8 protein-coding genes are annotated in these 15,088 nt (G+C 65.2%); all 8 read right to left on the bottom strand.

Translation table 11 applies throughout. The features are described from left to right. Window positions 1-100: 100 nt before the first annotated feature. Window positions 101-586 (bottom strand): MgtC/SapB family protein, encoded by a 486-nt coding sequence (locus HPY64_11720; GenBank protein NPV67806.1) that lies wholly within the window; start codon window positions 584-586, stop codon window positions 101-103. 6 nt (window positions 587-592) lie between these two features. After that, window positions 593-1,594 carry a hypothetical protein gene (locus HPY64_11715; protein ID NPV67805.1) on the bottom strand — a complete coding sequence of 334 codons (1,002 nt, stop codon included), beginning with the start codon at window positions 1,592-1,594 and terminating at the stop codon, window positions 593-595. Further along, the gene (locus HPY64_11710; GenBank protein NPV67804.1) at window positions 1,591-2,196 is read right to left on the bottom strand and encodes a class I SAM-dependent methyltransferase; all 606 of its coding nucleotides are present in this window, start codon (window positions 2,194-2,196) and stop codon (window positions 1,591-1,593) included. The genes HPY64_11715 and HPY64_11710 overlap by 4 nt, the downstream gene beginning before the upstream one ends. Before the next feature lie 27 nt (window positions 2,197-2,223). Beyond that, the gene (locus tag HPY64_11705) at window positions 2,224-3,048 is read right to left on the bottom strand and encodes a hypothetical protein (GenBank protein NPV67803.1); all 825 of its coding nucleotides are present in this window, start codon (window positions 3,046-3,048) and stop codon (window positions 2,224-2,226) included. 161 nt (window positions 3,049-3,209) lie between these two features. Further along, a complete protein-coding gene (locus tag HPY64_11700) occupies window positions 3,210-5,087 on the bottom strand; it encodes an SUMF1/EgtB/PvdO family nonheme iron enzyme (GenBank protein ID NPV67802.1) in 1,878 nt (625 codons plus the stop codon). 163 nt (window positions 5,088-5,250) lie between these two features. Next, window positions 5,251-9,477 (bottom strand): TIR domain-containing protein, encoded by a 4,227-nt coding sequence (locus HPY64_11695; GenBank protein NPV67801.1) that lies wholly within the window; start codon window positions 9,475-9,477, stop codon window positions 5,251-5,253. 171 nt (window positions 9,478-9,648) lie between these two features. Beyond that, complete coding sequence (locus HPY64_11690; GenBank protein NPV67800.1) at window positions 9,649-12,900, bottom strand: hypothetical protein; 3,252 nt, start codon at window positions 12,898-12,900, stop codon at window positions 9,649-9,651. Between the two features lie 25 nt (window positions 12,901-12,925). Next, window positions 12,926-14,920 (bottom strand): TIR domain-containing protein, encoded by a 1,995-nt coding sequence (locus tag HPY64_11685; protein ID NPV67799.1) that lies wholly within the window; start codon window positions 14,918-14,920, stop codon window positions 12,926-12,928. Window positions 14,921-15,088: the final 168 nt, after the last annotated feature.

Here is a 15,088-nt window from a genome sequence, read left to right as displayed (position 1 = left end):
TCCCCGGAATTGCTGGACACGCTGGAATCCTGCCAGCGGACACCCGGAGAGCCAGTTCTGGCGGATGGCTACGGGACACTGGCCGGTTGCCATCCGCCGGCTATTGCTGCTCCCGGTCGGCGACTGATGGGCGTCCCTGAGCAGGCGTACCGGGCCGGGAGTAGCGCCGCCAGTCATCATCCTTGGCCTGGAAACGGCGCAACACGGCCAGCACCGTCCAGATGATCAGCGTGGCCAGGATCGCCAGGAACCAGAAGCCCGACCCAACCGCCATGCCCACCGCCGCTACCGCCCAGATGCTGGCCGCTGTTGTCAGGTCAAAGACATCACGCTTGTGCTGGATGATCGTCCCCGCGCCCAGAAAGCCGACGCCGGTCACGATGTTGGCTGCCACACGGCTCGAATCATCGCCGGGGAAAGCGTGCATGGAAAGCACGGTGAAAAGACAGGCGCCGATGCCGACCAGCATATGGGTGCGCATCCCGGCGGGGCGGTGACGCCGTTCCCGATCCAGGCCGATCAACATACTCAGAATCCCGGCCAGCACCAGTTCCGCGCCTGCCTGTAACTGCAGGATAATGTCCATTGGTGTCTACCCTCCTTCGCGGAACAGGCGGGTGAAAATGCGCAGTCCCAGCGCCACTGACAGGGCGGGCAGCCACAGAATCCCGAACAGGGTCAGCCCGGTCGTCAGGGCGCGCAGGGGCAGGCCATCCGGCCCTGCACCCGGCAGCGCATACCCCAGCCAGCCCGCTGCCAGCCAGATCACCACAGCGAGCACCAGCACCTGCCCGCCACCCCCCTGCTTTGGTAAAGCGCGCTCCAAAAACGGAACCCGCGCTTCCCCTCGCAGCAGGAAGAGCAGCACGAGGAGATAGCCCGCCAGGCCGCCCAGAATCGCCGCTTCAGCAATGCCTATCTCCGCCAGGCCAGCAGCCCGCCAGAAGGCCGCCAGCAACCCCGCGGCAACCAGCAGCCATTCCCAGGGGTGCAGACAATAATCCGCCGGTTGTACGTCCAGCCGCCTGACCAGCCGGGCCAGCCCGCCCAGGACGGCCAGCCCACCGCCAGCCACTGCCGCCGCCAGCGGGAACGCTGGCACCGGGAAGCTCCCCGCTGGCAACAGCGGCGACCAGCGCACCCACACGCCCCAGGCCAGTCCGCCCGCCGCCAGAAGCACGGCGCGCCGGGCCGTCCAGCCGCCGCGTAGCTGCCAGTACACAAAAGCCAGCCCCAGCATCCCGCTTCCCAGCGTGTGCAGCCCCAGCGGGCGCGTCACCAGACTGAAAGGCAGACTCTGAAACGCCGTCGCGGTCACCAGCGCGCCCTGCAACAGGCCGTACAGCCCGGCCACTGCCAGCCACCCGAACAACTCCCCCACCCGGAAGCGCGCCAACAGGTCAACCACCAGCGCCCCCAGCAGCAGGTAGAGAGCCGCCAGGGTCGCCCACGTTCCGGCTTCCACAGCCAACAGGTCATGGCTCAGCCACACCAGTTCGGAGAACACCAGCAGCGTCAGCCCGGCCAGCAGGCGCATTCCCCAGGCGGTCAACCATGCCCTCACGCCAGATTCCCGCTCGTATCCGTCCGTCATGATCCTCCTGAGCGTTCCGCATGCATCGGTCGCCGCCCTACAAAACGCGATAGATCACCGACCTCGTCGTTATGCCACACCTCCCAGCCAGGGAAGAAACCCGCCAGCCCCCCCGGTTCCAGCAGGTAAGCGCGGTTCATGCCCGCCCGCGACTCCAGGTGACGCACGTTATAGGTCTGGTAGATGATCAGTCCGCCCGGCCTGACCGCCATCCGCAAGGCGGGGAATAGCGCCCGGTTCAGGTAGCGAAAGCAGCAGATCAGGTCAGCGGACTCTGGCGGCAGACAGGCCGCCACCGCCGCCGGGTCCTCCAGATCGACCACGACAAAGTCCACCCCACTCAGGCCGCGCCGAACCATCTCTGCCCGTCCACGTTCCAGCGCCACAGGGCTGATATCCAGCGCCCGTACCCGGTAGCCCCGCGCGGCCAGCCAGAGCGCATTCTGACCCAACCCCGCCGCCACATCCAGCGCGACGGGGGCGCTGCCCCCCACCAGGGGACGTGGCGCATAGGCCACCAGCAGCGCGTCCGGCGGTGGATACGCCCGCCCTGCCTGCTGGTCATACACACCATCCCAGTGCACACGATCGTTCACCGCCATCGCTGCTCCATGCATGGTGCGGCAACTTCAGCGCCGCCCGGCGTAAACAGGCAGATAATCCAGCGCCTCCGGCAGGCGGGCCAGCGCTTCATCATCTCCCGGCAGGCGCAGGCCATCCGGGCGATGCTGGCGTGCCCGCGCAACCTGATAAGCCGCCAGCAGATCGCGCTCATCCGGCCAGCGCCAATCCTGAGGGACGCACAGACAGGCCATCACCGCCTGCAAACGCCGCCCTCCGGCGCTAGCCCAGGCCGGGCCGCCCGGTAGCAAGGCCATCGCCCCGGCCCGGATCGCCGGGTCAGCGCCGCCCAGTTTGTCGAAGACCGTCCGGGTCAGGCGATCGATCAACCGGCGCGCCTGCGCCGGGTCTACCGATCGGGCCAGCGCCTGCATCTCGGCAGGTAATGGTATGTCCGGCTCAAGCGGAGCATCCGCTGCCTCCAGCGAGCCGTTCAGCGCGCGCGCCAGCGCTTCCGCCGGGCAGTCCGCCCGCCGCCACGGCTCCAGCGCCGCCGCCGATTCGTTCGCGCCCTCCGCCGTCCAGACGGTCACACCGCCGGCTTCGCCTTCCAGCCAGGCGTGAAGCAACGGTCCGCCCAGCGTTGCCGCCAGCAGCGGCAATGCCTGGCGATCCGGCTGGCCCAGTACGCGCATCCAACCCTGGCGGACCGGAGCCACAAAGTGTCGCACCCGCTCCGTCCAGCCAACCGCTGACAGCCCTGACCCGCCGGGAAAGGGGTCGTAAGGCTGATAGCCACAGGCTATGAGCGCTTCCCTCAACGTCCGCGCTACATCCTGCGCTTCTCTTTCGCCGGTTGGAATGTACAGACTGTGCCAGTTCTCCCCGCTCATCGCCAGAGTCTTTCCAATATGCGCGTGCTTTCAAGTGTAACAGAACAGTCGCTTTCAGTCAGGCCAGACGTCCCGGCGCGAAGGGACTGACCGACAACAACAGCCGGGACGGTTCGAGGCCGCCCCGGCTGCGATCTGGCCGAAACGCCGGATCGGTCGGTTCAGCGCAGCAACACCACGCGGAACCCGATCGAGGAGAAATACAGGCGCGGATTCAAATAGTACTGGAACACGATGCTGGCCCGTTCCGCCGGCCCGATAAAGGAGCCGCCATGTACGGCGCGTTCCTGGGCACTGGTGATCTCCGGCACATCGCTGTCATCGCCTTTGGGGTTGCGACACCACTCCCAGACATTGCCAGCCATATCGAACACGCCGAACGGGCTGGCCCCGTTCGGGTAGCGCGTGACCGGCGTGGTCATCTTCAGCCGGCTGTGGCTGGTATTGCAGCGGTCTTCATCGAACTTATTGCCCCAGGGATAGGTGCGGCTGTCGCTGCCACGGGCGGCGCGCACCCACTGGCGCACGGTGGGCAGCGTCACGGTAGCGCCGAGACGGCTGCCCAGCCAGCCGCAAAAGGCCATGGCGTCAAACCAGTTGACCATCTCCCGCGGGCGCTCATCGCCCTTGAATTTGGAGCTGCGCGAAGTCGGGTTTTCCGCCCGCCATTGTTGAGCGTGCGGCGAAAATGCCCACCATTGCTCATTGGCATAGCCGTCGGGAGCATCCAGGAAAGCCTGGTACTGCTCGTTGGTGACCAGGTACTTGCTGATGTAAAAACGGTCAACCACGACCTCCGGCGCCATCGTTTCCTGGCTGTTGTTGCCCAGCAGCACCGGCCCGGTGGGGATTTCGCACCATTGCAGCAGGCGCAGGCGGAAGGGCGCGGGCGCGCGGGGCGTCGGACGGGGCGGCGTCGCTGGCCCCGTTGGCCCATTGGTGCGCGGCTGAGGCGTAGCTACCGCGGATGGAGGCCGTGGCGGCGCTACCGTCGGCAGCGACTGCGCCAGCGATGTGCTGCTGCGCCCACCTGTCCCTGCCGCGCTGCCATAACCCGGCGATGGGGCAGTTGCCCCGGTTGTGGTTCGCGGTGAGACTGGCGGCGCCCCCGTCGGACGGTTCGTAGCAGCGGACGCCGTGGCTGGCTGAGGCGCGGGTCGGGCTACAGGCTGAGGAGTCTGCGGCGCAGGTCGGGCCGTCTGGGTAGTCGCGGGCAGGGCGGCAGGCGCGGGGGCGCTACCCCCGATCGATTGCGCCGGTTGTCGGGCCTGAGCCTGCATCTCCGCACAGATCTCAGCAATGCCGTCCGGATCGTGGTTGGGGAACTCCTGCTGGAAAGCGCGAAACGCCTGGCAACCCAGCCGACGAGTCCGGCTGAATTTCATCAATTCGGCGATCTGCCGGTACTCGCGCTCGGCCTCGCGCTGGAGCGATTGCTGTTCCAGCCCGATCAGCGCTTCCCGCAGCAGGACATCCAGATCGATGAACTTGGACTTGAAGTTATTCTCTTTGGCCTGCTTGAGCAGAAAGACTGCCCGATCGAACTGGCCCTTTTCCATGGCTTCGGCGGCGGCAAAGATCACCTGTGCCTGCTCAGGCGCGGGCGGCTTGAGTGCCTCCGATGAGATCCGGCCCGGCTGGCGGGCGGGCTGGCTGCGCATGTGCCGTTCGGCCAGATGGATAGAGTTGAGCAGCATACGCACGCCTTCCGGCGTGATCCCGTGACTGAGGTCCACATGCTGGATGTTGGCCAGTTCCTCCGGCAGGGAAACCTGCTCGTGGATCAGCACAGGAATGATCGCGCGGCCCATACTGACGGCCAGTTCGTACTCCCGGCGGCAATACTCCGAGGCGAGCGAATCGGGCGACAGCAAGTAGACGAAGCCCTCGCACCATTCCAGGCGGCGGAGGATTTCCTTCCACCAGTTCTGGCCAGCGTACAGCCGGTGGTCAAGCCACGTCTCGTGCACGTCAAGTAAATCGACGATCTTGAGGCAATACAGTCGATCGACTCTGGCATAGCTGATAAATAGACGCATGTGAGACCTGCTTGCTATGAAAACCCGCGCATGAACTGCTGGACAACACGATTGCTCAGAAACACTCGCGGGCCGGTCGGATTGTCAGCGCCGCTGCCAGCGCACCCCCCTGCTCATCCCCCTGTGGCGCGCCGCCCGCCTATCCTGCCTGTCGCTTTCCCCCTCAGACCAGACTACACGTGGATCGCCACGCTTCCAACGCCTCCCGCGCCTCAGGCGTATCAAGCGCCTCCAGCGCGCGGGCGGCCACGTCACACACGCGCCCGTCGCCCCAGCTGGGGCTGCTGGCATCGGCCAGCGCGGGCGCCAGAATCGGGACCGCCGCCGGGTCGCCCACATCGGCGACGGCTACCGCCGCTGCCCAGCGGATGTTGACGCTGGGATCAGCGATCGCCCGGCCCAGCGCCTCCAGGGCAGGCGCATAGCGCAGGCGGCCCAGGGCGTAAATGGCCGCCATCCGCACAAACTCCTCCGGGTCATCCAGCAGCGGTAATAGCGCGGGCGCCACCCGCTGATCGCCGATCATGCCGAGCGCCTCCGCCGCCGCCTCCCGCACCATCTCCTTAGGATCACTGAGGGCGCCCACCAATTCCGGCGCGACCTCCGCGTCACCCAGCATCATAATCGCCCGGATGGCCGCCACCCGCACCAGCCAATGCGGATCGGCCACCAGCGGAACAAGCGCAGGCACAGCGCTTGCCGTGCCGATCGAGGCCAGCGCCTCGGCGACTGCCCAGCGCACCACCCAGTCGGGGTCCTGCAAAGCGTGGGTAAGCTGGCGGATTATGGCGGCATCAGTGCTGCCCTGGTTGAGCTTGGCGTATTCGCGCAGCGCCTTGGCCGCTTCCTGGCGGGTCGCCCAGCCGTCCTGCTGCAGCTCGGCCAGCAGACCGGCCAGAATATCGCTGCCGTCAGTTTCTGGTGTGGTCTCGGAGGATGCCGCAGGCTGTTCCTCTCTTTCCGGCAGGGTTTCCAGCAATTCTTCTACGGTCGCCTCGCCGGCGGTCAGCCGATCGATCTGGGCCTGGGTCAGGCGGGCGAATTGCGCCGGGTCCGGTGCATGGCGTGCCTGCCATTCCAGCACGATGCGGTGCGCCGCAGGTGTGTTGATCGCCCGCAGGGCCTGTGCAGCCAGGTCGCATACCCGTTTGTCCGAAAGCCAGGGTCGCGCTGTATCTTCCAGCAGCCGGGCCAGGTGAGGGATGGCTTCCGGATCGGCAATCGCCCCCAGCACTTCCACCGCTGCGGCGCGCATCTCCACGCTCTCCGCCCCCAGTGCCCTGATCAGACCAGGGATGGCTGGCCGACCGATCTGGCGGAGCACATCCGCCGCCGCGTCACAGACCAGGACTTCTTCATCGGCCAGGGCTACCAGGAGCAACTGCAGCGCCTCGCGCGTCTTGAAGGCACCAGTGGCGCGTACGGCGGCGATGCGCACGTACGGATCTTCGTCGTCGAGCGCCTGCTTCAACAGCGGCAGGGCCACTCGTGCGTCGCGGTGAGCGAGTGCCGCCACAGCGTCACGGCGCTCTTCCCAGCTGGCGCTGGCCAGCCCATCGGGCGCTTCTGCCGTACTGCCGGTCATGTGCAGCAGCCGATCCTTGGCCCGGGCCGCGGATTTCTGGGAGCCATTGCTACCGTTGGCGCGGGCCGGCAGGTGATTGCCGCGCAGCTCATGCAATTCCTCGTCCGGCATGGTGTCATCCAACCCTTCAATCTGGCGGGCGTAGGCCTCCTCATGTTCCCAATCGGCCACTGCCTGCAGGGCGCGCGGCTGGCCTGAGCGCTGGAGCATCTGACGGGCCGTCTCGGAGATAGTTTCGGAACGCCACTGGGACTGACCTTTGTCCCGCAGCCGCCTGATCAGGTGAGTTATCGTCACATCATCCTCCGCTTCGCCCAGAGCTTCGACGGCTGCGCTGCGTACTTCCACATCCGGGTGCCCGGTCGCGTCCAGCAACGCCTGACGGACCGCCTTATCCGGAGCCGCGCGCAGAGTCGCAATGACCAGTTCGCGCGTCTCCCCATCGCCTTCACGCACAGCATCGAGCATGGCCGAGATCGCCTCGCCGCCCAGCCAGAGCAACGCTTCTGCCGCAGCGCGGCGCACCCCGACGCTGGCATGAGTCAGCAGGTGCGCCAGCCAGGGGATGGCCGCCGGGTCCTTGATCAGCCCCAGGGCGGTCGCTGCCCGGTCTACAACGCCCTCATCTGGATCGTAGAGCGCCTCCACCAGCGCCGGAACGGCTGCGCGATCAGCCAGGCTGCCCAGCGCCCAGGCCGCGTTGGCCCGCACATCCGGCTCACCATTCCGCAGCAGCGCCATCAACGTGGGCAGCACTGATTCCCCGATCTGGCGCAGACCGCTGGCTGCCGCCTCCCGCAGGGCGGGGTTGAAATCCTGCAGCGACTCCACCACTTCCAGCGCCAGCGGCAGGCCCGGTTCCAGCAGGGCATCCACCGCCGCCCAGCGGGCATCCCAGGAGCCATCACGCATCACCGCCAGCAGGAGCGGCAAGCGTTCCTGCAGCATCCGGGGCGGCAACAGGCGCAGGGCCGCTACGCGCCCGCCGCCAGCAGTCACCGACGGCGCGTTGAGCAGAGTCTCCACCAGGCGGGCATAAGCCTCCTCAGCCAGCTGGACGCCGCTGGCAGCGCATTCCAGCGCCAGGTAGGGATCGATCGCCGCGATGGACCTCAGGTAGGTCGCCACATCCGGCAGCAACCCGGCGGCGATGATCGCCACCGGATCCAGCGGCTGCGGGATGCGGTTCTCGCTGGGGTCAAACTGCGGCGGCTGCAGCCAGGCTGCCGGTTCCAGACTCATCAGGTGCAGCGCGGCGAAATAGTAGCGAATCAGGCCGTGGATGAAGCGCACGTTACCCCGGCTGAACTCCAGAAAAGCGGCGCTGTTCTCCGGGGCCAGCAGGTGCGGGTCACGCACGTGAGCCTGAACGTACGCTTCCGGCAGGTAGACCGGCATCTCCTCAACCACAGCGGCATAGGCCAGGGCGGAAAGACCCGCCTCCATCTCCTGGAAGGTGACGGTCGCCGCCGCCGCACGCTGCTCCCACAGCTCAACCACATACTGCTCCAGCAGGAACCCCAGGCTGTAAGCGGTGATGTCTTCGGGCAGGATTTCGCAAATGTGGGAGAAAATGCTGAGCAACAGGGGATGATGCAGGAAGGAGGTCAGGCTGTTCAGGGTCGGGTGTTCTTCATCCGGCAACAACCGCAGGAGCACCCGTCGCGCCTTTTCCTCATCCAGGTAGTCGGCCACGTAAGCCTGTACCTGGGCGCGGTCCCAGGGCACCGGACGGACGACCGGTAACTCCAGGGTCAGGCCACGCGCATAGGTCTGCTCCTCGCAGGTGACCACCAGCCGCTGAGGGGCCTCATCCCCTTCCAGCCAGCGCCGCAACGCTTCAGCCTGGGCGGCAGCGATGGCCGGATCAGTCTCTCCCAGCCCGTCCAGGTAGAGTGCCGCCCGGCCCTGCTGCAACAGGGTTACCGGGTCGGTTTCCAGCGGCCAGCCGGCCCGGACGAACTGGACAGCCGTCTGGCCCGCAGCCCAGTCCACACAGCGCAACAAAATCGGCAGTGGTGTGGATTCCGGCGCGGTCAGGCTGGCGCGGGCCGCTCCCAGCGCCAGGTAGTTGAGCAGCGTCGTCTTGCCCACCGCTGGCGGCCCGATGAGCACAAAACGCGGATACTGACGAGCTACAGCGGCGATGCCTTCCAGACGCGTTGACTGGCGGCGAAAGCCTGCCCCCGCCGGCTGGCGATCGTCCTGTACTTCGAACAATCCGTCGCTCAGCCAGCGTTCCACGCCGAACGGCTCCGGGCGCAGTGTCGCCTGCTCCGCCTGGCGGCGCTGCCGGGCAGGGACGATCGTCTGCTCGACAGCGATGCACCGCGCCTCCAGACGGGCGATCAGGCGGATCAGATACTGCTCGCGCGGGGCGGGCGCGGTCGTCATCGCAGTAGGGACAGAGCTTCCCAGTTCGTCGAGCAGATCATCCAGCCGGGCGGCGAAGAGGTCCGGCTGCGACCAACCAGCAAAGTCAACCACCTGCAGATCGCTCGTCCCGGCAATGGCGGGGATGGGCCGCAACAGAACGGGCACGATCGGCCGGTCAAGTTGCTCGGCGATCGCGATCTCCTGCTGGCAATAGCGCGACTCCAGGTAGGCGGGGCTGAGCACCGCCAGCACCCCCGCACAGCCTGCCATCCGCCCCTGCACCGTGCGCAGGCTCCGCTCTTCCGTCCCCTGATCCAGGCGATCCAGCCAGACGTTCACCCCGCGGATCTTTAGAGCGGCGGCCAAGTGCAAAGCAAAGGCGGCATCGCTGGCGGCGTAACTCAGGTAAACCGGCTGTGCGTGGGCCATAATAAGTTCAGCGGCTCCAGATCACACGAATAAGGCCATAGAACATATATTCTGCAAAGAGTACGTTAAGTTAGTGAATTATAACCATTGTACTCGAAACCGCGAAAACAATGCAAGTAGTGTTAGTATCACGTCACAATCCAATTATCAATTAATACACTTTCACTCCAATTATTGCACTATACCCACCACCCGCCGGCTGACCCATTCCTGCACCAGCGGGATCGCAATCCGGTGGCGGCCCTCCGCGTCCTGGCTGATCAGCCGCCGCTTGAGCAGCGCCTGCCCGCCCACGCTGCCAATCTGTTCGCGTGTCAGGGCGACCGGCCCCTCAGCCAGCAATTCCAGGAGCCGCCGCCCCTCTTCCCCCACATCCTCCCACAGGTGTTCAAAGTACAACCCATGCGCCCCGTAAAGCCAGTTCACCGCCTCCTCCAGCACCGGGCGGCGGATGCGCTGCAGGTGGCGATGGTTAGCGATGTCCACGATCTTGTAGCAGATCGCCTGGATCAGGAAAGGATGGCAGTTGGTCAGGCGGAGAATCTCGGCAACCACCTCGCGCTCGTAGGTGGGCACATCGCCCGGCTCGTTGGTCGGCATGCGGATCAGTTCCTGAGCGGCTTTTTCGCTCAGATAGCTGATCTCGACCGTTTGCACGCTGATGAAGTAGGAAGCGGCGTTCGGCCCCAGCGCGTCCAGAGTCTCCACCCCGCAGAACAGGAACAACATATGTTCGCTGTGCTGCATCGTATCCCGCAGAAAGTCCAGGATGCGCAGGGTCAGCGAGCCGCTGCGGATAGCCGCCCCGACCTTCTCAAACTCGTCAATGGTCACCAGCAGCACCTGCCCCTCTTCCAGCAGGGGGTAAATCTGATCTTGCAGCCAGGGGCTGAGCGTGGCATACGGGTTGGCCGTGTACTGTTCCAGCGTGGGCCGGGCGATCTGGGCGCCGGTGCGCTGCACCATTCGGAAGTAGATGGCGCGAGCCAGGAAGTAGAAGAAGCTGGCGTCGTTCTGCTGCACGCCCGCTTCCTGGCCGCTCAGAAACACGGGGATATAGGTGTCGTTCCAGCCGCGCAACAGGTTCTGTAGCTGGAGCAGGAAGCTGGTCTTGCCCATGCGCCGGGGACCGTGCAGGACCAGCGTGGGCCGGTTGGCGCTGTTGAGCCAGTCAACAATCTCCCGCGCCAGTTCCAGACGCCCCTTGAACAACGTCGGGTTGCGGGCCGGGATGGGTTTGCCGACGATGTACGGGTTGCGGTAGCGAACCGCAGTCCGGGCCTGCAACTGTCCTATATGCGTCTCCAGCACCTCGGCCATATGCTGCACGGCTACCGCCCACTGGCTCGCCCGCTGGTGTGTATAGCGGGTCTGCAACCGGAGGCGCAATTGGTTGCACTTCTCCAGCGCGTCGATCACCGACTGTTGATGCTGCAACGATTCGCCGGGCCAGCGCAGGGCGGTGCTGGCCGCCTCGCTGATATCCAGGAGCGATTGCAGGGTACTATCGATCAGGGAACCGTAACTATCGCCGGAGATGATCAGGTTGACCAGCCGGTGCTCCAGTTCAGCCACATCCTGCACCGAGCGGATGCGGTTGAGCACGCGGGTCAGTTCGCCAGCCGCCCAGCCGACATATGCCGCATCCAGCCGGTGGATATCCCGCAGCAGATCGACCAGCAGCACAGCCAGCACGCACCAGGGGTTATGATGCTCGGTAAGCTGGACGGCGTTGCGGTCGATGGCCAGCCAGCTTGCCGGCTGGCTGTAGGCCAGCGCATTCAGGCGCTCCACCTCGCGCCTCACCAGCGCCTGGCGCTCCTGATAGTCCATAGAGAGAAACTGGCGCGGGTCAAGCGCCGTTTCCAGCATCGCCTGCTGCCAGCGCTGCTCGCGGGCGGAGAAGCTGCCCATATCCAGGCGCAGGCATTGCACACCATCGATAGCCTGGCCGAGTTGTTGCAGGGCGCGCTCCACGGCGCTATGAGGGTCGCCATCCGCCTCCCGGCGGGCCGCCAGCGCCACCCGGATGTTGCCTACTGCAGCTTCCAGCGCGTCATACGTCGCCCAGTAAGCCTGTACCTGGCTAAAGTCGATCGCCTGGTAGATCAGGTCGCTGATGAACTGGTAGATCTGCAGGGTCTGCTGCCAGTTTGGCTGGTGCTCCCGACGTAGAGCCTGCCGGCCATCCTCCAGTTGCTGTAAGAAACGGGCGTAGATGCGCAGTTTCTCCAGCCCGGAACCAGCGTAGCGCACCTTTTCCAGCATCGAGCGCATGCAGATGCTGCTATCAGGAACCAGATTGTGCCTCTCGATGACGCTCAGCGCGTCTTCCAGGCCGCTGGCCTGGCGCAACTTGCGCAACCCCATCTCGCCAACCACGGCCTGGTAGCGTTGCTGGCGGGCCACATTTTCCGTCCGGGCGACAAACTCCTCCGGGCTGAGACCGGCCGTCGCCAGTGACAGCATAGCCGCTGTTGACCCGCCCGGAGGGATGGCCAACGGCTGATCCAGCAAGTGCACCAGCCGGTCAATGCGTTCAGAATCGGCAACGCCGGCTTCGAGTTGCTCGACCAGGCGACGATGTTCGGTCATCATACGATAAGTCAGCCACGGCCACAACAACAGCCGCAGCCGACCAAGCACGACGCCCAGCAAACCCACAAGCGCCAGTGTAGCATACGACCAGAACCCAGCGCCGGGCGTCAGCAGGTAGCCGAGCAGCAGGGCGCTCTGCAGGAGGACATGAACCACCATGCTGAAGCGCAGGGGCAGAAAAGTCACCAGAACCAGCGGCAAAGCGAAGATTGGCCCACCCCCGGCCTGCAGGAGCGCCGCCAGAAAGGTGATAACCACCGGCTCAGCAGCGACGATCACCGTCACCCCCAGCGAAGATACCAGGTTGGCCAGCAGGATGAATGCCAGCGTCAACAGTACCGCCGCGCTGGTCTGGCCGGTCAGGCGCTCCACCCAGCCCTGGCCGGTCTGTTGCCCGCGCGCCTGCGGCTCCTGACGTCGGTTTGCCATCAGGGGGCGCACCTTGTCCAGCAACCGGAGCAGGGAACCAACCGCCTCCGGCGTCAAGCCATCAGCGAAGCTGATTCGCATCCCGTCTCTAGAGGCGTCTTCCACCAGCCCCGCGCCCGCTGCTTCCCCGCCAAAGAGCACCTCCACTACCGGCACCCCCTGCCGCTTGGCCTCGGCGACCTCCCAGTGACATCGTTCGGAAGTCATCGATTCCGGCGTGATGATCAGTAGCAATGCGTCGGAACGCTGGATCACCGCGCGGAGGCGTTTCCTGGGGTAGCGCGGTCCGGCCAGCAACCATAGATCCAGCAGGGCCTGGTGGTCAAAATCATCCAGGATGTTGATCAGTTCCCGGACCGGCTCATCCGGGCCAGCACAGGCGACGAAAAGACGCATTGCGGCTCCCGAAGCACATCTGGCATCACAATTCGCAGGCCAGCACGTAATCGGCGAACGGACGGCAGAAAATCTCGCCGTCAGCCGTCAGCACACCTCGCAGTTTTAGCTTCTCCCAGACTTCCGGCGGAATCGGCTCTCCGGAGTCGATGCCGACGACCTGCCGGATCGCCGCCTTCTGGATAGCCGTCTGGCGATTCCACAGACTGACAAAGACCGGTTCCACACGACGGCTGTACTGCCGCCAGATTTCGGCTCGGTTCCAGCCATTCTCCCGCGCCGCCCAGACCACATACCCGGCCATCTGGGTCAGACAGGGGTGACCGCCGGCCAGCGCGCCGATCAGGGCCAGTTCCTGGGGGCGCACCTCGCGCCGGCTACGCCGGTAGGCGCGCTGCACCAGTTCATGCCATTCTTCCTGGGGCATCAGGCCCAGGTAAACAGTCTCGAAGATGTTGTCGAAGGGCGAACCCAGCTGGCCGCTGCGCTTGAGATCGATCAGTTCATGGGCGGTCGCCACGATCATGCCCAGCATCCCCAGCGACCCGGACGAACGCAGTTGCTCCAGGAAGACATCCATCTCCCGGTGGGCCATCACGCTCTCCCATTCGTCCAGGCATAGCACCAGGCGGATGTTCGATTCGGCCAGTTCCTCAAACTTCTCCGCCATGACGGCCACCTGGCCATCGTAGCGCTCCGGCCACAGGTCGCGCTTGATGCTGGCGGTGATCCGCTGCCGCAACAGGCGCATGGCGTCAGCGGGGGTGTGCATCCGGGCGCTCATCATATCCAGGTAGGCCACAATCCAGGTATGCTCGGCGGGCAGCAGTTGCTTGTAGCGCCGCCAGATCAGGTTGAGCAATGATGTCTTGCCCATCCGCCGGTTGGCCACCACCGAAACCGACTGCAGTTCCGGGCCAATCCGCCCGACGATGGCCTCGATCACCTCTTTACGCCCCACGAACAGATCATCGCGGACGGCCCCGCCATAAACAAACGGATTGGCAGGCGTACTGCCGCCACCCGGCGGGGCGACGACTTCCGGCTCCGGAGGACGCGAGGGAGGTCGAACCTCCCGCAGGGTATGTACCAAGCGCTCGCTCTCCCCTCCCCAGTCGGTATAAATATCGATCGGCGTTGTGATGCCGAGCGTAGCTGGCATGGGGGCGGCGGGGTGCAGCCGCACCGGGATCACTGGCTTGCGAATCTCGCTGGCAAAAGCGACCTCACCGGAGACCAGCGGCTCGCTGGCATCTCCGGGGGACATCAGCGCCACCACAGCGTCAGCGCGGCGAATCCCCTGCTCGACCCCCAGATCAATGGCCGCATCGCGCTGGCCATGCTCGACCTTGACCACGGCAAAGCCTTCGCGGGCCAGTTGCGCGCTGATGGCCTCGGCAGCCCGGCGATTGCCGGGGCTGAAACTCACATAGACCATCTCCTGCCCTGGCCCGGCGGCTACCCCTCCCGCCGGCGTCAGCGGGATCAGCACCCGGTCAGAGGGCTTAAGCGGAACGCGCAGGTGCGGGCGGGCGGCGTAGCGCGGGTGACGGGCGTTCACCTCACACGTCTTGCCCAGCCAGCGCCGGTCAAAGGCAAAAGTCGCCGCGCCATGCGGGTCCGTCTGCCGGATGATCGTTTCATCCAGCACCAGGGACACTTCCGCCCCCGGTATCGGGCGGGTGGGGTCGCCCGCCTCATGAACAAGTACGGTCAGGACATAAGTCGCGCTGAGGGTGACATCCCGCGAATACAGCAGCGCGATCAACAAAAAACCCACCAGGAACACCATGATCACGACCAGGACGATGATAAAAAACTGGTCCGGCGACAGGCGGCTGAAATTCTCAACAACGCTGCCAAAGCTGCCTTGAGGAAAAAGCAGGATGGCCAGCACAATGATGGCGATGATCACAAAGGCCCCAAAGGCCAAAAAGCCGCGGAAATGCCGGGCGAGATCGAACATCGGCGCCAGAAATTCCTGGAATTTCTGGAAGAAACTGACCAGTTGCTTGATCACGCTGGAATCACCGCAACCGCGGCCCCCCCGACGCTACGCCCTGCCCTCATGTACGCATGCAGATGCAGAGTCCCCTGCCCTGACTATAGCGATATTCCGACGATAAGCAAACCAAAAACCAACTTTCGATGATGAACAGCCAGAGTTTTTAGGAATTTTTTATAGTTC

Source organism: Anaerolineae bacterium (assembly GCA_013178165.1).
In the GTDB taxonomy this organism is placed as follows: domain Bacteria; phylum Chloroflexota; class Anaerolineae; order Aggregatilineales; family Ch27; genus Ch27.
This window is presented reverse-complemented; position numbering and strand designations above follow the sequence as displayed.